16 protein-coding genes are annotated in these 14,184 nt (G+C 64.5%); 15 read left to right on the top strand and 1 reads right to left on the bottom strand.

Features of this window, described 5'->3' with window-relative positions; all coding sequences use genetic code 11:
- Positions 1 to 35 precede the first annotated feature (35 nt).
- The 3 genes from AC04SG_RS19750 to AC04SG_RS19740 all read left to right on the top strand — a co-directional run bounded on the left by AC04SG_RS19750 (position 36) and on the right by AC04SG_RS19740 (position 3,635).
- Positions 36 to 1,589: a sugar ABC transporter ATP-binding protein gene (locus AC04SG_RS19750; RefSeq protein ID WP_488552412.1), complete on the top strand. Its 1,554-nt coding sequence runs from the start codon at positions 36 to 38 to the stop codon at positions 1,587 to 1,589.
- Positions 1,586 to 2,551, top strand: coding sequence for an ABC transporter permease (locus AC04SG_RS19745; RefSeq protein ID WP_488552411.1), 966 nt, complete (start codon positions 1,586 to 1,588; stop codon positions 2,549 to 2,551). Before AC04SG_RS19750 ends, AC04SG_RS19745 begins: the two co-directional genes overlap by 4 nt.
- Before the next feature lie 67 nt (positions 2,552 to 2,618).
- The gene (locus tag AC04SG_RS19740) at positions 2,619 to 3,635 is read left to right on the top strand and encodes a zinc-binding alcohol dehydrogenase family protein (protein WP_488552410.1); all 1,017 of its coding nucleotides are present in this window, start codon (positions 2,619 to 2,621) and stop codon (positions 3,633 to 3,635) included.
- Positions 3,636 to 3,650: 15 nt separating this feature from the next.
- Here AC04SG_RS19740 and phnF read toward each other — a convergent pair whose 3' ends face one another.
- Positions 3,651 to 4,400 (bottom strand): phosphonate metabolism transcriptional regulator PhnF, encoded by a 750-nt coding sequence (gene phnF, locus AC04SG_RS19735; RefSeq protein WP_112562942.1) that lies wholly within the window; start codon positions 4,398 to 4,400, stop codon positions 3,651 to 3,653.
- 117 nt (positions 4,401 to 4,517) lie between these two features.
- On the opposite strand from phnF, the gene phnG reads away from it, so the two are divergent.
- The 12 genes from phnG to phnE all read left to right on the top strand — a co-directional run bounded on the left by phnG (position 4,518) and on the right by phnE (position 14,183).
- A complete protein-coding gene (phnG, locus tag AC04SG_RS19730; protein WP_352561810.1) occupies positions 4,518 to 4,979 on the top strand; it encodes a phosphonate C-P lyase system protein PhnG in 462 nt (153 codons plus the stop codon).
- Positions 4,979 to 5,590: a phosphonate C-P lyase system protein PhnH gene (gene phnH / locus AC04SG_RS19725; protein ID WP_488552409.1), complete on the top strand. Its 612-nt coding sequence runs from the start codon at positions 4,979 to 4,981 to the stop codon at positions 5,588 to 5,590. Before phnG ends, phnH begins: the two co-directional genes overlap by 1 nt.
- Positions 5,591 to 5,592: 2 nt before the next feature.
- Entirely contained in the window at positions 5,593 to 6,705 is a 1,113-nt protein-coding gene (locus AC04SG_RS19720; protein WP_488552408.1) for a carbon-phosphorus lyase complex subunit, read from the top strand.
- Complete coding sequence (locus AC04SG_RS19715) at positions 6,702 to 7,613, top strand: alpha-D-ribose 1-methylphosphonate 5-phosphate C-P-lyase PhnJ (protein WP_488552407.1); 912 nt, start codon at positions 6,702 to 6,704, stop codon at positions 7,611 to 7,613. The genes AC04SG_RS19720 and AC04SG_RS19715 overlap by 4 nt, the downstream gene beginning before the upstream one ends.
- Complete coding sequence (phnK, locus tag AC04SG_RS19710; protein WP_488552406.1) at positions 7,610 to 8,386, top strand: phosphonate C-P lyase system protein PhnK; 777 nt, start codon at positions 7,610 to 7,612, stop codon at positions 8,384 to 8,386. The genes AC04SG_RS19715 and phnK overlap by 4 nt, the downstream gene beginning before the upstream one ends.
- Before the next feature lie 2 nt (positions 8,387 to 8,388).
- Complete coding sequence (gene phnL, locus AC04SG_RS19705; RefSeq protein WP_488552405.1) at positions 8,389 to 9,096, top strand: phosphonate C-P lyase system protein PhnL; 708 nt, start codon at positions 8,389 to 8,391, stop codon at positions 9,094 to 9,096.
- A complete protein-coding gene (locus AC04SG_RS19700) occupies positions 9,093 to 9,710 on the top strand; it encodes a DapH/DapD/GlmU-related protein (protein WP_488552404.1) in 618 nt (205 codons plus the stop codon). The genes phnL and AC04SG_RS19700 overlap by 4 nt, the downstream gene beginning before the upstream one ends.
- Positions 9,711 to 9,919: 209 nt before the next feature.
- On the top strand, positions 9,920 to 10,411 hold the full coding sequence (locus AC04SG_RS19695) for a GNAT family N-acetyltransferase (RefSeq protein WP_488552448.1): 492 nt from the start codon (positions 9,920 to 9,922) through the stop codon (positions 10,409 to 10,411).
- Between the two features lie 67 nt (positions 10,412 to 10,478).
- Positions 10,479 to 11,189 (top strand): DUF1868 domain-containing protein, encoded by a 711-nt coding sequence (locus AC04SG_RS19690; protein ID WP_488552403.1) that lies wholly within the window; start codon positions 10,479 to 10,481, stop codon positions 11,187 to 11,189.
- A gap of 134 nt (positions 11,190 to 11,323) precedes the next feature.
- The gene (phnC, locus tag AC04SG_RS19685) at positions 11,324 to 12,172 is read left to right on the top strand and encodes a phosphonate ABC transporter ATP-binding protein (protein ID WP_436261435.1); all 849 of its coding nucleotides are present in this window, start codon (positions 11,324 to 11,326) and stop codon (positions 12,170 to 12,172) included.
- An 87-nt stretch (positions 12,173 to 12,259) separates the two neighbouring features.
- Positions 12,260 to 13,168 carry a phosphonate ABC transporter substrate-binding protein gene (gene phnD / locus AC04SG_RS19680; RefSeq protein ID WP_488552402.1) on the top strand — a complete coding sequence of 303 codons (909 nt, stop codon included), beginning with the start codon at positions 12,260 to 12,262 and terminating at the stop codon, positions 13,166 to 13,168.
- 55 nt (positions 13,169 to 13,223) lie between these two features.
- Positions 13,224 to 14,183, top strand: a complete 960-nt coding sequence (phnE, locus tag AC04SG_RS19675) for a phosphonate ABC transporter, permease protein PhnE (protein ID WP_488552401.1) — start codon at positions 13,224 to 13,226, stop codon at positions 14,181 to 14,183.
- Position 14,184 lies beyond the last annotated feature (1 nt).

Raw genomic sequence — 14,184 nt, 5'->3', positions numbered from 1 at the left:
CGTGCCAATCGCAAGGCCAATCTGGGAGGATTGTCATGACGTCGACGGCGCAGGAACTGCACCCGCACCCAACGCTGGAGCCCGGCAGGACAATCCTCGAACTGCACGGTCTGGAAAAGCGCTATCCTGGCACGCATGCCCTGAAGCCGGTCCACCTCGCCTTCAAGGCTGGCGAAATCCACGCCATCGTCGGCGAAAACGGCGCCGGCAAATCCACCCTGATCAAGCTTCTCACCGGCGTCATGCCGCGTACCTCCGGCGACGTCATCTGGGAAGGCAAGCCGGCGGCGCTCGCCACCCCGCACGAGGCGATGGCGCTCGGCATCAATGCCGTGCACCAGGAAGTCGTGCTTTGCCGCCACCTCACCGTCGCCGCCAACATGTTCCTCGGCGAGGAGGAGTCCCGTTTCGGCATCCTCCAGCAGCGCGCCATGGTCAAGGATGCGCAAAAGATCATAGACGGTCTCGGTTTCGACCTGCCGGCGCATGTCGTGCTCGGCGACCTCACCATCGGCCAGCAGCAGCTGATCGCCGCCGCCCGCGCCACGGTGCGCGGCACCAAGTTCCTGATCTTCGACGAGCCGACCGCCTACCTCACCCGCAAGGAGGCCGACCAGCTGTTCAAGCTGATCCGCCGCCTCAAGGGCGAAGGCGTCACCATCATCTACATCAGCCACCGCATGGAAGAGGTGTTCGAACTCGCCGACCGTGTCTCGGTGCTGCGCGACGGCACGCTGGTCGGCACCAGGAACATCGCTGAGACCAACGACGCCGAGCTGGTCAAGATGATGATCAACCGCTCGATCGAGCAGGTCTACCACAAGGAGCATTTCACGCCCGGCGCGATGATCGTCGAAGCGAGGAACCTGTCCGGCAAGGGCTTCGAAAACGTCTCGATGACCGTCCGCGCGGGCGAGATCGTCGGGCTCTACGGCCTGATCGGCGCCGGCCGCAGTGAGTTCGTCACCACGCTCTATGGCCGCCATCGCAAGTCGGCCGGCCAGATTCTCTGGGAAGGCAAGGAAGTCCAGGTCAACTCCGAGCACGACGCGATCAGGCTCGGCATGGCGCTGGCGCCTGAAAGCCGCCGCGACCAGGGCCTGTGCCTGAACCTGCCCGTAGGCCTCAACCTCAATCTGCCGATCTACAAGCGCATATCCAGGAACATGCTGATCTCCGGCGCAAAGGAGAAGGCCGAGGCCGATCGCCAGATCGCCGACCTCCGGATCAAGACGCCGACACGCGGCGCCCTCGCCTCCAGCCTGTCGGGCGGCAACCAGCAGAAGATCGTCATTGGCAAGTGGCTGGCGCACGGCGCCAAGCTGTTCATCTTCGACGAGCCGACGGTCGGCGTCGATGTCGGCACCAAGGCCGAGATCTACCGCCTGTTCGGCGCGCTTTTGTCCAAGGGCGCCGGCATCATCCTGATCTCGTCGTACCTGCCGGAAGTCTATGAGCTGGCCGACACGCTGCATGTGTTCCGGCGCGGCAAGCTGGTGGCCACGCACGGGTTCCGCAGCGCCGACCACGAGGAAATTCTCTCTCAGGCGCTCGCCGAGAAACAAGAAAAAAAGGGAGGTCAGACATGAGCACCGAGGCCATTGCCGCCGAAAAGCCGAAGCGCAACTACAACGCCCTGTTCGGGTTGACGCTGCTGGCGCTGCTGGTTCTGCTTTGGATCATCCTGTCGGTGTCGACGCAGAGCTTCGCCTCGGCCAACAACATCTCGAACCTGCTGCGCCAGGGCTCGATGATCGCTATCCTGGCGGTCGGCCAGACCTTCGTCATCATCACCGGCGGTATCGATCTATCCGTCGGCGCCGTGGTCGGCTTCGCCACCGTCATCGCCGCCATGCTGATCAACGCCGGCATGCCGGTTTTCCTCGCCATCCTGATCACGCTTCTGGTCGGCGTCGCCATCGGCATGTTCCACGGCTTCGGCATCGTCAAAATGGGCCTGCCGCCTTTCATCATCACGCTGGCGACGCTCACCTCGCTGCGCGGCATCGGCCTGTTGATGACCAACGGCAACTCGATCTCGATCAACAACGACGCCTTCCAGGAATTCTCGCGCAACTCCTTCCTCGGCGTCCCCAATCTGTTCTGGATGGTGATCTTGGTCGGCATTCCGGCCTATATCTTCCTCCACCACAGCCGCTGGGGCCGCTATCTCTTCTCGGTCGGTTCCAACGCCGAGGCCTCGCGCCTGTCGGGCGTCAATGTCCAGCGCACGATCTACATGGCCTACACGCTGTCGGGCCTGTGCGCCGCCTTTGTCGGCGTGCTGCTGGCCTCCCGCATTGGTATCGGCAACCCGACCCAGGCCGAGGGCTGGGAACTGCAGGCGATCGCCTCCTCGGTGATCGGCGGCACCTCGCTGTTCGGCGCCGTCGGCTCCGTGCACGGGCCGCTGCTTGGCGCCTTCATCCTCGCCACCATCAACAACGGCGCCAACCTCTTGAACGTCAACGCCTTCTGGCAGCGCATCATTACCGGCGCGCTGATCATCATCATCGTCTATTTCGACGGCCTGCGCCGTCGCGGCAAATAGTCCTCCCTGACCTTTTCGCCGGTCCGCTCGACGGACCGGCGCCTTTTTTGAACACTGGAATTGCTGAATGAAAGCCGTCGTTTGCCGCTCGCCTGGCGACCTTGTCCTGGAAGACCGCGCCGCACCAGGCGCACCACCTGCCGGCTGGGCGCTGGTCGCGGTCAGCCATATCGGCATATGCGGTACCGACTACCACATCTTCGAGGGCAAGCACCCGTTCCTTGCCTACCCCCGCATCATGGGCCACGAAGTGTCGGGCACGGTCATCGAGGCCGGCGAAGGGGTTGACCTCTCCGTCGGCGAGCCCGTCATCATCAACCCCTATCTCGCTTGCGGCAAATGCATCGCCTGCCGGCAGGGCAAGCCGAATTGCTGTGTGCGGATCGAAGTGCTCGGCGTGCATCGCGACGGCGCCATGGCCGAGCAGATCCTGGTGCCGGCGCAGAATCTTTATCCGGCAAACGGCCTGTCGCTGGCCGATGCCGCTGCCGTCGAATTTCTTGCGATCGGCGCGCATGCCGTGCGCCGTGCCCGCGCTGAACCAGGCGCCCGCACGCTGGTCATCGGCGCAGGGCCGATTGGGCTTGGCACGGCGATCTTCGCCCGCATTGCCGGGCTCGATGTCAGCCTGCTCGACATGAGCACGGAGCGGCTGGATTTTGCCAAAGGCGAAGTCGGCTTCGCCACGCTCGACGGCTCGCAAAAGGCGGCAGCCGAACTGGTGCGCGATGCAACCGGCGCCGAAGGCTTCGACGTGGTTTTCGACGCCACCGGCAACACCGCCTCGGTGCAATCTGCCTTCTCCCACGTCGCGCATGGCGGCACGCTGGTTCTGGTCAGCGTCGTCAAGGACGACATCGTCTTTTCCGACCCCGAATTCCACAAGCGCGAGATGACCTTGGTCGGCAGCCGCAATGCGCTCAGGGCCGACTTCGACCACGTCGCCGCCTCCATCCGCAACGGCGCCGTGCCGCTGGCGAAACTCGTCACCCATCGCACGACGCTGGCCGATACGCCGCACGATCTCGCCCGCTGGGCGCATGAGAAATCCGGGCTGATCAAGGCTGTGATCGAGATCGCGTAGGGCCAGCAGACGGGCTTACAGCGCCGACAGTTTCAGCTCCACCCGCTCCGCCGGAAACCGCGTTTCGGAGAACTGGACCGGTCGGCCATCCGTCGTGACGTTGACGGCGACGGCGACCAGCACGATGGCCCCCGGCTGCAGGTTGAGGTCGGCAAGGTCGGCGGCATCGGCATGGCGTGCCGACAGAACCGTCGATTGCCTGAGATAATCATCCACGCCGAAACGCCGGAGCGAGGCGGTGATCGAACCGGTCTCCGCCATCACGGCATCGATGCCTGCGAAACGCTTTGCCTCGTACCAGCTGGCGGCGCGCGACACCGGCCGGCCGTCGGCTTCGCCGCGCGTCTCCAGCCGGATCACCTCAGTGCCCCTCACAAGCCCAAGCCCGTCGGCGACGCGCTGGCTGGCCGGTTCGACCGCTGATGTGAGCAGCACGATATGGCGTTCCGACGTCTGCCCTTGCAGGCCCGTCGAAAACCGCGTGCGGGCGCCGATCGGGTAGGACAGCCGCTTGCGCGACAACACGAAGGTGCCGCGCCCCTGCTCGGCCCGCAGCACGCCTTCCTGAACCAGCGCCGATATGGCGCTGCGCACTGTGTGGCGGTTGACGCCGTAGCGCTCAGCCAGCGCCACTTCCGGCGGCAGCGCGGCATTCTCGGCAAAATCGCCGGCGGCGATCGAATGCAGGATCTGGTCGGCGATCTGCCGCCACAATGAGACGCCGCTGCGCCGTTCAATGCTGCTCGCCATCTGTTGCCCGGCCATTTTTGCCCGATCACGCCCATGTCATCCACCCGTCATGGACACGGGTTAGATAATAGGTATAATTTGTATAGTTGTCTATATCACTAGACAAATTTTACACATTCGGGGAGTTGCTGCATGCGAGGACAGGAAGCCCGCGACCAGGCCGAGCGCAAAGCCGTCATGGCGACGCTGGCGCAGGCGAGCGGCGACGACATCGCCCGCCTCTGGAACGAGGCCGGCCTGACCTCGGAAGCCGAGCTTTTGCGCGGGCCGGAAACCGGCCTGGTCACCGTACGCGGCCGCATCGGCGGCGGCGGCGCGCCCTTCAATGTCGGCGAGACCACGGTCACCCGCGCCACCGTGCGGCTGCCGACCGGGCAGGTCGGCCACAGTTACATGCTCGGCCGCGACCGGAAGAAGGCGAAGCTGGCGGCGATCGCCGACGCGCTCTGGCAGGACCCAGCCCAGCGTCAGACGGTCGAGACCGCGCTGGTGGCGCCGCTGCGGGCCGCCCAAGGCGAGGCACGAGAAAAGCGCCGCGCCGAGACGGCGGCAACGAAAGTGGATTTCTTCACCATGGTGCGCGGAGAAGACTGATGGACATCGCAGCCCAATCGATCGACGGTGGTTTCGCCGATCCGGTGTTCAACGCCCGGACCGTCTTCCGCGCCGTCATGGACGCCATGGCGCGGCCGGGCAGCGTTCAGCCTCTGCCGGCCTTCACCCGCCCGCCGGCGCCGCTGTCGGCCACCGCCGGCGCCATCGCGCTGGCGCTGTGCGACCACGACACCCCGCTCTGGCTCGACCCAGCTCTGCAGGCTTCGGCCGCGGTAAAAGCTTGGCTCGGTTTCCACGCCGGCGCCCCGCTTGCCAACACGCCGGCCGATGCGCATTTCGCCTTGATCGCCAACCCGGCGGAGATGGCGGCGCTCGACGGTTTTTCGCAAGGCACGCAGGACTACCCCGATCGCTCGACGACGCTGATCCTGCAAGTCGGCAATCTCGTCTCTGGCGCGCCGCTGCTGCTCGAAGGTCCCGGCATCGAAACCACCGCGACCATCGCGCCGGCGCAGATGCCGCGGCACTTCGTCGAACAGTGGAAGCAGAACATCAGCCGCTTTCCGCGCGGCGTCGATATCATCCTGGCGGTGCCTGACGGCGTCGCCTGCCTGCCGCGCACGACACGCATCAAGACGATGGAGGCGTAAAAATGTATGTCGCGGTAAAAGGCGGTGAAGCCGCAATTGCCAATGCCCACAGCCTGCTCGCCGACCGCCGGCGCGGCGACCGTTCGGTGCCGGCACTGCGCCTCGACCAGATCGTCGAGCAGCTGGCGCTCGGCGTCGACCGGGTGATGAGCGAAGGCTCGCTTTACGACCGTGAACTGGCCGCGCTCGCCATCGCCCAGGCGCGCGGCGACCTGATCGAAGCGATCTTCCTGGTTCGCGCTTACCGAACTACGTTGCCGCGCTTCGGCTACACCAACGCCATCGATACCGGGGCGATGCTGGTCGAGCGGCGCGTGTCGGCGACCTACAAGGACCTGCCCGGCGGCCAGTTGCTGGGACCCACCTTCGACTACACGCACCGGCTGCTCGACCCCGAGCTTGCCGCCGGTGCGGATGTCGCCGAGCCGCTGCAGCGCGAGACGGAAGCGCAGGCGATGCCGCGCGTTTCGGCGATCCTTGCCCGCGAAGGCCTAATCGAGCCGGACGGCGAGATGCCGCAGGACCATGTTCCCGGCGACATCACCCGTGAGCCGCTGGAATTTCCGATGGCGCGCGACATCCGTCTGCAGGCGCTGTCGCGTGGCGATGAGGGTTTCCTGCTGGCGCTCGGCTATTCCACCCAGCGCGGCTATGCCCGCAACCACCCGTTCGTCGGCGAGATCCGCATCGGCGAGGTCGAGCTGGAGCTCGACGTGCCGGAACTGCGCTTCGCCGTGCCGCTCGGCTCGGTCCGCGTCACCGAATGCCAGATGGTCAACCAGTTCAAGGGTTCGGCCAAGGCGCCGCCGCAATTTACGCGTGGCTATGGCTTGGTCTTCGGCCAGAGTGAGCGCAAGGCGATGGCCATGGCGCTGTGCGATCGCGCGCTGCGCGCAACGGAACTTGGCGAGGATGTCGTCGCCGCCGCGCAGGACGAGGAGTTCGTCATCTCGCACTCGGACAATGTCCAGGCGACTGGCTTCGTCGAGCACCTGAAGCTGCCGCATTATGTCGACTTCCAGGCCGAACTCGACCTCGTGCGCCGCATGCGCGCCGAATACGAAGCGCGAGAGAATCCCATCGCGATGGACGAAAAGAAGGAGGCCGCGGAATGAACGCCCAACCGACCGACATTGCCACCTACAACTTCGCCTATCTCGACGAACAGACCAAGAGGATGATCCGCCGCGCCATTCTCAAGGGCATCGCCATCCCCGGCTATCAGGTGCCGTTCGCCTCGCGCGAAATGCCGATGCCCTATGGCTGGGGCACTGGCGGCGTCCAGGTCACCGCCTCGATCATCGGCCCCGACGATGTGCTGAAGGTCATCGACCAGGGCGCCGACGACACCACCAATGCCGTCTCGATCCGTGCCTTCTTCAAGAAGGTCGCCAATGTCGCTGTCACTACCGACACTGCCAGCGCCTCGATCATCCAGACCCGCCACCGCATCCCCGAACATCCGCTCAGCGCCAGCCAAATTCTGGTCTATCAGGTGCCGATCCCCGAGCCATTGCGCTTCCTCGAGCCGCGCGAGACCGAGACCCGCAAAATGCATGCGCTTGAGGAATACGGCCTCATGCATGTGAAACTCTATGAGGACATCGCAAAGCACGGCCGCATCGCCACCACCTATGCCTATCCGGTCAAGGTCGAAGGCCGCTATGTCATGGACCCGTCGCCGACGCCGAAATTCGACAATCCCAAGATGCACCGCTCGCCGGCCTTGCAATTATTCGGCGCCGGCCGTGAAAAGCGCATCTATGCGGTGCCGCCCTTCACCGATGTCGTCAGTCTCGACTTTGAGGACCATCCGTTCGAGGTGCAGACCTTCGACCAGCCCTGTGCACTGTGTGCGGCCGAGAATGTCTATCTCGACGAGGTCATCCTCGACGATCATGGCGGCCACATGTTCGTCTGTTCCGACACCGACCATTGCGAGAAGCGGCGGGCAGACGGCCATCGCGGCCACCTTGCCCCCGAGCCCCATCTCGCCGCGGAAAAAATGGAGCCGGCGCAATGACCGACGAACCGCTGCTGCGCGTCTCGGCGCTGTCCAAATTCTATGGCTCTCGCGTCGGCTGCGAGAACGTCACCTTCGATCTCTGGCCAGGTGAAGTTCTGGCTGTCGTCGGCGAATCCGGCTCCGGCAAGACGACGCTGCTCAACTGCCTGTCGACGAGGCTGCTGCCCTCTTCCGGCACCGCCAGCTACCGCATGCGCGACGGCCAGTTCCGCGAGCTCTACCGCATGAGCGAGGCCGAACGCCGCTTCCTGATGCGCACCGACTGGGGCTTTGTTCATCAGAATCCCGCCGACGGCTTGCGCATGACGGTGTCTGCCGGCGCCAATGTCGGCGAGCGGCTGATGGCGGTCGGTGACCGCCATTACGGCAAGATCCGCGCCACCGCCGTCGACTGGCTGTCGCGCGTCGAGATCGACGAGGACCGCATCGACGACGAGCCGCGCGCCTTCTCCGGTGGCATGCGCCAGCGCCTGCAGATCGCCCGCAATCTGGTCACCGGCCCACGGCTGATGTTCATGGACGAGCCGACCGGCGGCCTCGACGTCTCGGTGCAAGCACGCCTGCTCGATCTGCTGCGCGGCCTGGTCACCGATCTCGGCCTCGCGGCGATCGTCGTCACCCACGATCTCGCTGTGGCGCGGCTTCTGTCGCAGCGCATGATGGTGATGAAGGACGGCCGCGTCGTCGAAAGCGGCCTCACCGATCGCGTCCTCGACGATCCGCGTGCGCCCTATACGCAATTGCTTGTTTCCTCGATCCTGCAGGTGTGAGAATGCCGACGCCCCTCGTTGTCTCCGACGTCGCCAAGAGCTTCACCATGCATCTGCGCGACGGCATCAAACTGCCGGTTGTCGCCGGGGTCTCATTCGCAATCAGAGCCGGCGAATGCGCCGTGCTCGGCGGCCCCTCGGGCGCCGGAAAGAGTTCGATCCTGAAAATGCTCTACGGCAATTACGCCGTCGATGAAGGCCAGATCATCGTCCAGCATGAGGGCGGCCTGATCGACCTCGCCACGGCCAGCCCGCGCACGGTGCTCTCGGTACGCCGCCAGACGATCGGCTATGTCAGCCAGTTCCTGCGCACGGTACCGCGCGTCTCGGCGCTGGACGTCGTGGCCGAGCCACTGGTCGAGCGCGGCGAGGAGCGCGAAGTCGCGCGAACGAAGGCGCGGTCGCTTTTGGCGCAGCTCAATCTGCCGGAAAAACTCTGGGCGCTGCCGCCGGCAACCTTCTCCGGCGGCGAACAGCAGCGCGTCAACATCGCGCGCGGTTTCATCACCGAGCATCCGGTCCTCCTGCTCGACGAGCCGACCGCCTCGCTCGATGCGAAAAACCGCGACGTGGTTGTTGCGCTGATCGCCGCCAAGAAGGCGGCGGGCGTCGCTTTGCTCGGCATCTTCCATGACCTGGATGTCCGTGATGCCGTCGCCGATCGCATCATCGACGTCACCTCTTTCGCCGCTGGAAGAATCGCCGCATGAGCAGGAAATTGTCGGAGGCGCCATTCGTCCACGAAACGGCGCAGGTCGAAAACTCGACATTGGGCCGTTGGACCGAGATCGCCGACCGCAGCCGGGTGTCCGAGAGCATCCTCGGCGACTATTCCTACATGATGCAGGACTGCGCCGTCTGGTGCGCGACGATTGCCAAGTTTTCCAACATCGCAGCAAGTGTGCGCATCAACGCCACCAACCACCCGACCTGGCGGCCGACACTGCATCACTTCACCTACCGCGCCTCCGACTATTGGGACGACGCCGAGCACGAAACGGAATTCTTCGCCCAGCGCCGTGCCAAGCGCGTCACCATCGGCCACGACACCTGGCTCGGCCACGGCTCGACCATCCTTCCCGGCGTGACTGTCGGCGACGGCGCCGCGGTCGGCGCCGGCGCTGTCGTGTCGAAGGATGTCGCCCCCTACACCATCGTCGGCGGTGTGCCGGCAAAGCCGATCCGCGAGCGCTTCGACCGCCGCACGGCGGAGCGCTACCAGGCGCTTGCCTGGTGGGATTGGGACCATACCAGGCTGCGCGCCGCGCTCGACGATTTTCGCGAGCTGTCGGCGGAGGCTTTCCTGGAGAAATATGGCGACTAGCCCCAACCGTTGCGCGTTTCGCCGATGTTCAGGAAAATGCGTTGATGCTAAAATACGGGATGTTTGAGGGTTTCATGCAGCCCTTGCGAAGGGACACTCCCGCACCTCCGGCCTCTGGCGTGAAGCCCGGAATCGTGACAGCCTTTGTCGTTCTGATCTTTTTCGGCATCCTTGCCGCGATCTGGCTTTAGTCCATCCCACGCGGGTTCCTGACCGTGCCGACCATTCGTCCCGCCACACCGGCCGACGCAGATGCGATCTGGTCAATTCTCGAACCCGTCCTGCGGGCCGGCGAAACTTATGCGCTGCCTCGCGACTGGAATCGCGACCAAGCGCTGGGCTACTGGTTTTCCGATGGGCACGACGTGTTCGTGGCGGAAGAAGCCGGCGATGTGATTGGCTGCTATTATCTTCATGCCAACCAACGCGGCGGCGGCGCGCACGTCGCCAATTGCGGCTACGTCACGTCGGCGGCTTCGAGCGGCCGCGGCGTCGCCACTGCGATGTGCGAGCATTCCTTGCAACGCGCTGCCGAGCGCGGCTTCCGCGCCATGCAGTTTAACTTTGTCATCAGCAGCAACGAGCGCGCGGTGAAGCTGTGGCTTCGGCTGGGCTTCGACATTGTCGGCACGATCCCGCAAGCATTCGACCATCCGCGGCTGGGCTATATCGACGCTTTCGTGATGCATCGCATGCTGTAGAGGCGTGCAGTTTCACACCCTTGACACATGACTCGGACAGGACGCCATCTCCCGAAGGAGATCGCCCATGCTCGCCACAGTCAGACCCTCGCTCGCCTCCTTCTTCGAAGGCGCCAATCCGACGCCACCCACCCATCTCGGCACCCGTTACGACGCGGCTGGCAATTTCCTCCTCGAGCCCGGCAATACGGTCGTCAGCCATCTCGTCAACGGGTCGCCTTCCGAAGCTGTTGTCATCGAGGTGCGCGAGCGCATGCGCGCCATGCCGGATGCCGACCGGCTGGCCTTCACGCCCATCTCCAGCCTGCACATGACGCTGTTCCAGGGCATTATCGAATATCGCCGCCGCCTGCCTTACTGGCCGCAGGACCTGCCGCTCGACACCAGCATCGACGCCATGACCAGCCTCTATCTGGAGCGCTTGAAAGGCTTCCGGGGCCGCGGCCCATTCAAGATCGAGGTGATCGAAGTCGTGCCGACCGGGCTCACCGTTGCCGGCGCGACGGAGGAGGACCGGCGCGTCATGAGCGCATGGCGCGACGCGCTGTCGGTGCCGTTCGGCTATCGCCACCCCGATCACGACGCTTACGCCTTCCACATCACCTTTGCCTACCAGATCCAGCGCCTCGCTGATGACAGGGCCGCCGCTTGGCAGGACCTCTTCGACGACAGTCTCGCCGAGTTCGCCCGCAGGGCGCCGGTGATCGAGTTGCAGCCGCCGGCCTTCTGCAACTTCAAGGACATGAAGCATTTCGAGGAGTTGCTGGTGCTGGGCTGACCACCGGCACCACCGGCGGCGCAGGGTCTGTGGGCGGTAACAAAACTGACATCAATCCGACACCGCAGGTTCATGCGGCTGCGCTAGCGAGGGTTAACACACCTTCAAACTGCGACCGGACTGAAAGTTACGCCATGTCAGCAACGCTCGAAATCCGCGGCGTGTCCCGCCGATTTGGCAAGAACACCGCCGTCAGCGCCATCGACCTGTCGATCCCGCAGGGCCAGATGGTCGGCATCATCGGTCGTTCCGGCGCCGGCAAGTCCACCCTTCTCCGCATGATCAACCGTCTCATCGACCCCAGCCAGGGGTCGATTTTTTTTGACGGCGCCGAGGTTTCCCAGCTGCGCGGCTCACCTTTGCGGCGCTGGCAACGCGACTGCGCCATGATCTTCCAGCAGTTCAACCTTGTGCCGCGCCTCGACGTCCTGACCAACGTGCTGCTTGGCCGGCTCAATCACCGTTCGACCGTCTCCAACCTGCTCGGCATGTTTACCCGCGCCGAATGCGCCGAGGCGGTCGCGGCGCTCGAACGCCTCGATATCGCCCGCACCGCACTTCAGCCCGCCGGCACGCTGTCCGGCGGCCAGCAGCAGCGTGTCGCCATTGCCCGCGCCATGATGCAGCAGCCCAAGGTGCTGCTCGCCGACGAGCCGATCGCCTCGCTCGACCCGCTCAACGCCAAGGTGGTGATGGACTCGTTGCAGGACATCAATCTGCGCGAGGGCATCACCGTCGTCACCAACCTGCACACGCTGGACACCGCGCGTGCCTATTGCAACCGCATCATCGGCATGGCCGCCGGCAAGGTCGTCTTCGACGGCGCGCCGGAAGAGCTCAACCGCGAAGCGGTGCGCCAGGTCTACGGCGCCGACAGCAATGGCGCTGAAATCTCCGAGGCCATCACCTCGACCAGCATCGCCTACAAGCAAAAGATCGAAGCATCCGCCAGCCCGCTCGAGCCGGCATTCCCGGGATACTGAGCGGCTGGGATCGTCAGCCCGCGTCAAGGGCATCTGTCAAATCAAGAACGCTGCCGGCGCGGGGCCGGAACCTACAGGAGAGATAAAATGTTCAGGAAGATGGTTTTCAGCGCCGTTTCGGTGCTCGCCATGGCGACCAGCACTGCTCATGCGGCCGACATGAAGGAATTCCGCGTCGGCATCCTCGGCGGCGAGAACGAAACCGACCGTCTGCGCAACTACCAGTGCCTGGCCGACCATCTGAAGACCGAATTCGGCTTCGAAAAAGTGTCGCTGTTCCCGGCCGCCGACTATGACGGCGTCATCCAGGGCCTGCTCGGTGGCACGCTCGACTTCGCCGAACTCGGCGCTTCCGGTTACGCCAGCGTCTACATCAAGGACCCGAAGGCGGTCACCCCGATCCTCACCACCCAGCAGACCGACGGCGCCACCGGCTATTATTCGATCGGCCTGGCGCTGAAGTCCTCGGGCATTACCGACATCAAGTCGGCCAAGGGCAAGAAGCTCGGCTACGCCGATCCGGATTCGACCTCGGGCTACCTGATCCCGCTGACCCAGATCCCGAAGGACACCGGTGCCTCGAACGACGCCTACTTCGCCTCTACCCAGTTCAATGGCGGTCATGAGAACAACATCCTCGCCGTGCGCGACGGCAAGGTCGACGTTGCGGTCGACGATTCCTCGGGCATTGGCGACTTCAAGAACGGCTACACCTCCGGCACCTTTCACAAGGTAACCGCCAAGGGCGCCGTCGACCCCAACGACTTCGTCGAAGTCTGGCGTTCCGGCCTGATCCCGAACGGCCCGCTGGTCGTGCGCACCGCGCTCGGCGACGACATGACCGCCAAGCTCACCGCGTTCTTCACCGACCTGCCGAAGAAGGACAAGGCCTGCTTCGAGGGCGTCGAAGGCGGCGACTTCACCGGTTACGTTCCGGTCAAGCCTGACTTCTACAACGTCATCGTCGAAGCCCGTAAGGCAGCCATCGGCGGCTAACGGCGAAATCGAAAGGGGCGGTGCTCAGCGCACCGCCCTTTTTGCATCTCCGATCATGACCCTTTCCGTGACAGCGCCCCAAGGCGTCACCCATCAGATGGCCGATGCCTGGCGGCGCCAGACATCGCTGCGTCGGCTCTACACCGTGCTCGGCGTCGGCCTGCTGCTTGCCGCGATGCTTTCCAGCATGTGGTTCGCCGACGAGGCCAACGCCGGCCACTTCTGGGACCGGCTGCCGCACATCCTCGATTTCCTCAGCTGGCTGATCCCCAAGGACTGGAACGACGTCTGGCGGGCGCTGTTCGACATCGCCTCGCCACATGACACCGGCACCCAGGAATTCAACTTCCCGCTCGGCCGCGTCTATGTCTGGGGCGGTTTCTACATCCCCGAATATTTCGAGCTGATGCTGACCACGGTCAACGTGGCGCTGGTCTCGACCTTCATCGGCTTCATCTTCGCCGTGCCGTTTTCTTTCATCGCCGCGCGCAACCTGACGCCGCATCCGGCGCTGCGGCTCGTCGTCAAGCGCTTCATGGAACTGCTGCGCGCCTTTCCGGAGATTGTCATTGCTGGCCTGTTCGCGGCCATCGTCTCGACAGGCCCGATCGCCGCCATCATCGCCATTGGCCTGCATTCGATCGGCGCGCTCGGCAAGCTGTTCTACGAGATCAACGAGAACATCGACATGCGCGCCGAGGAAGGCCTGAAAGCGGTCGGCGCCAACTGGTTCGAGCGGGTGCGTTTCGCCGACCTGCCGCAGGTACTGCCCAATTTCATGTCCTACACGCTGCTGCGCGTCGAAATTAACGTACGCGCCTCGACCATCATCGGCGCCGTCGGCGGCGGCGGCATCGGCGAGGAATTGAAGCTCTCCATCTCGCGCGGCTTCGGCGCCAAGACACTGGCGCTGGTGCTGTTGTTGTTCACGACCATCTTCATCATCGACCAGTTTTCCGCCTGGCTGCGCCGCAAGCTGGTGGGTGAGCACGCTTTCCTGATGGGCGGGGCCTGAC

Source organism: Mesorhizobium sp. CNPSo 4684 (assembly GCF_057784315.1).
This window is presented reverse-complemented; position numbering and strand designations above follow the sequence as displayed.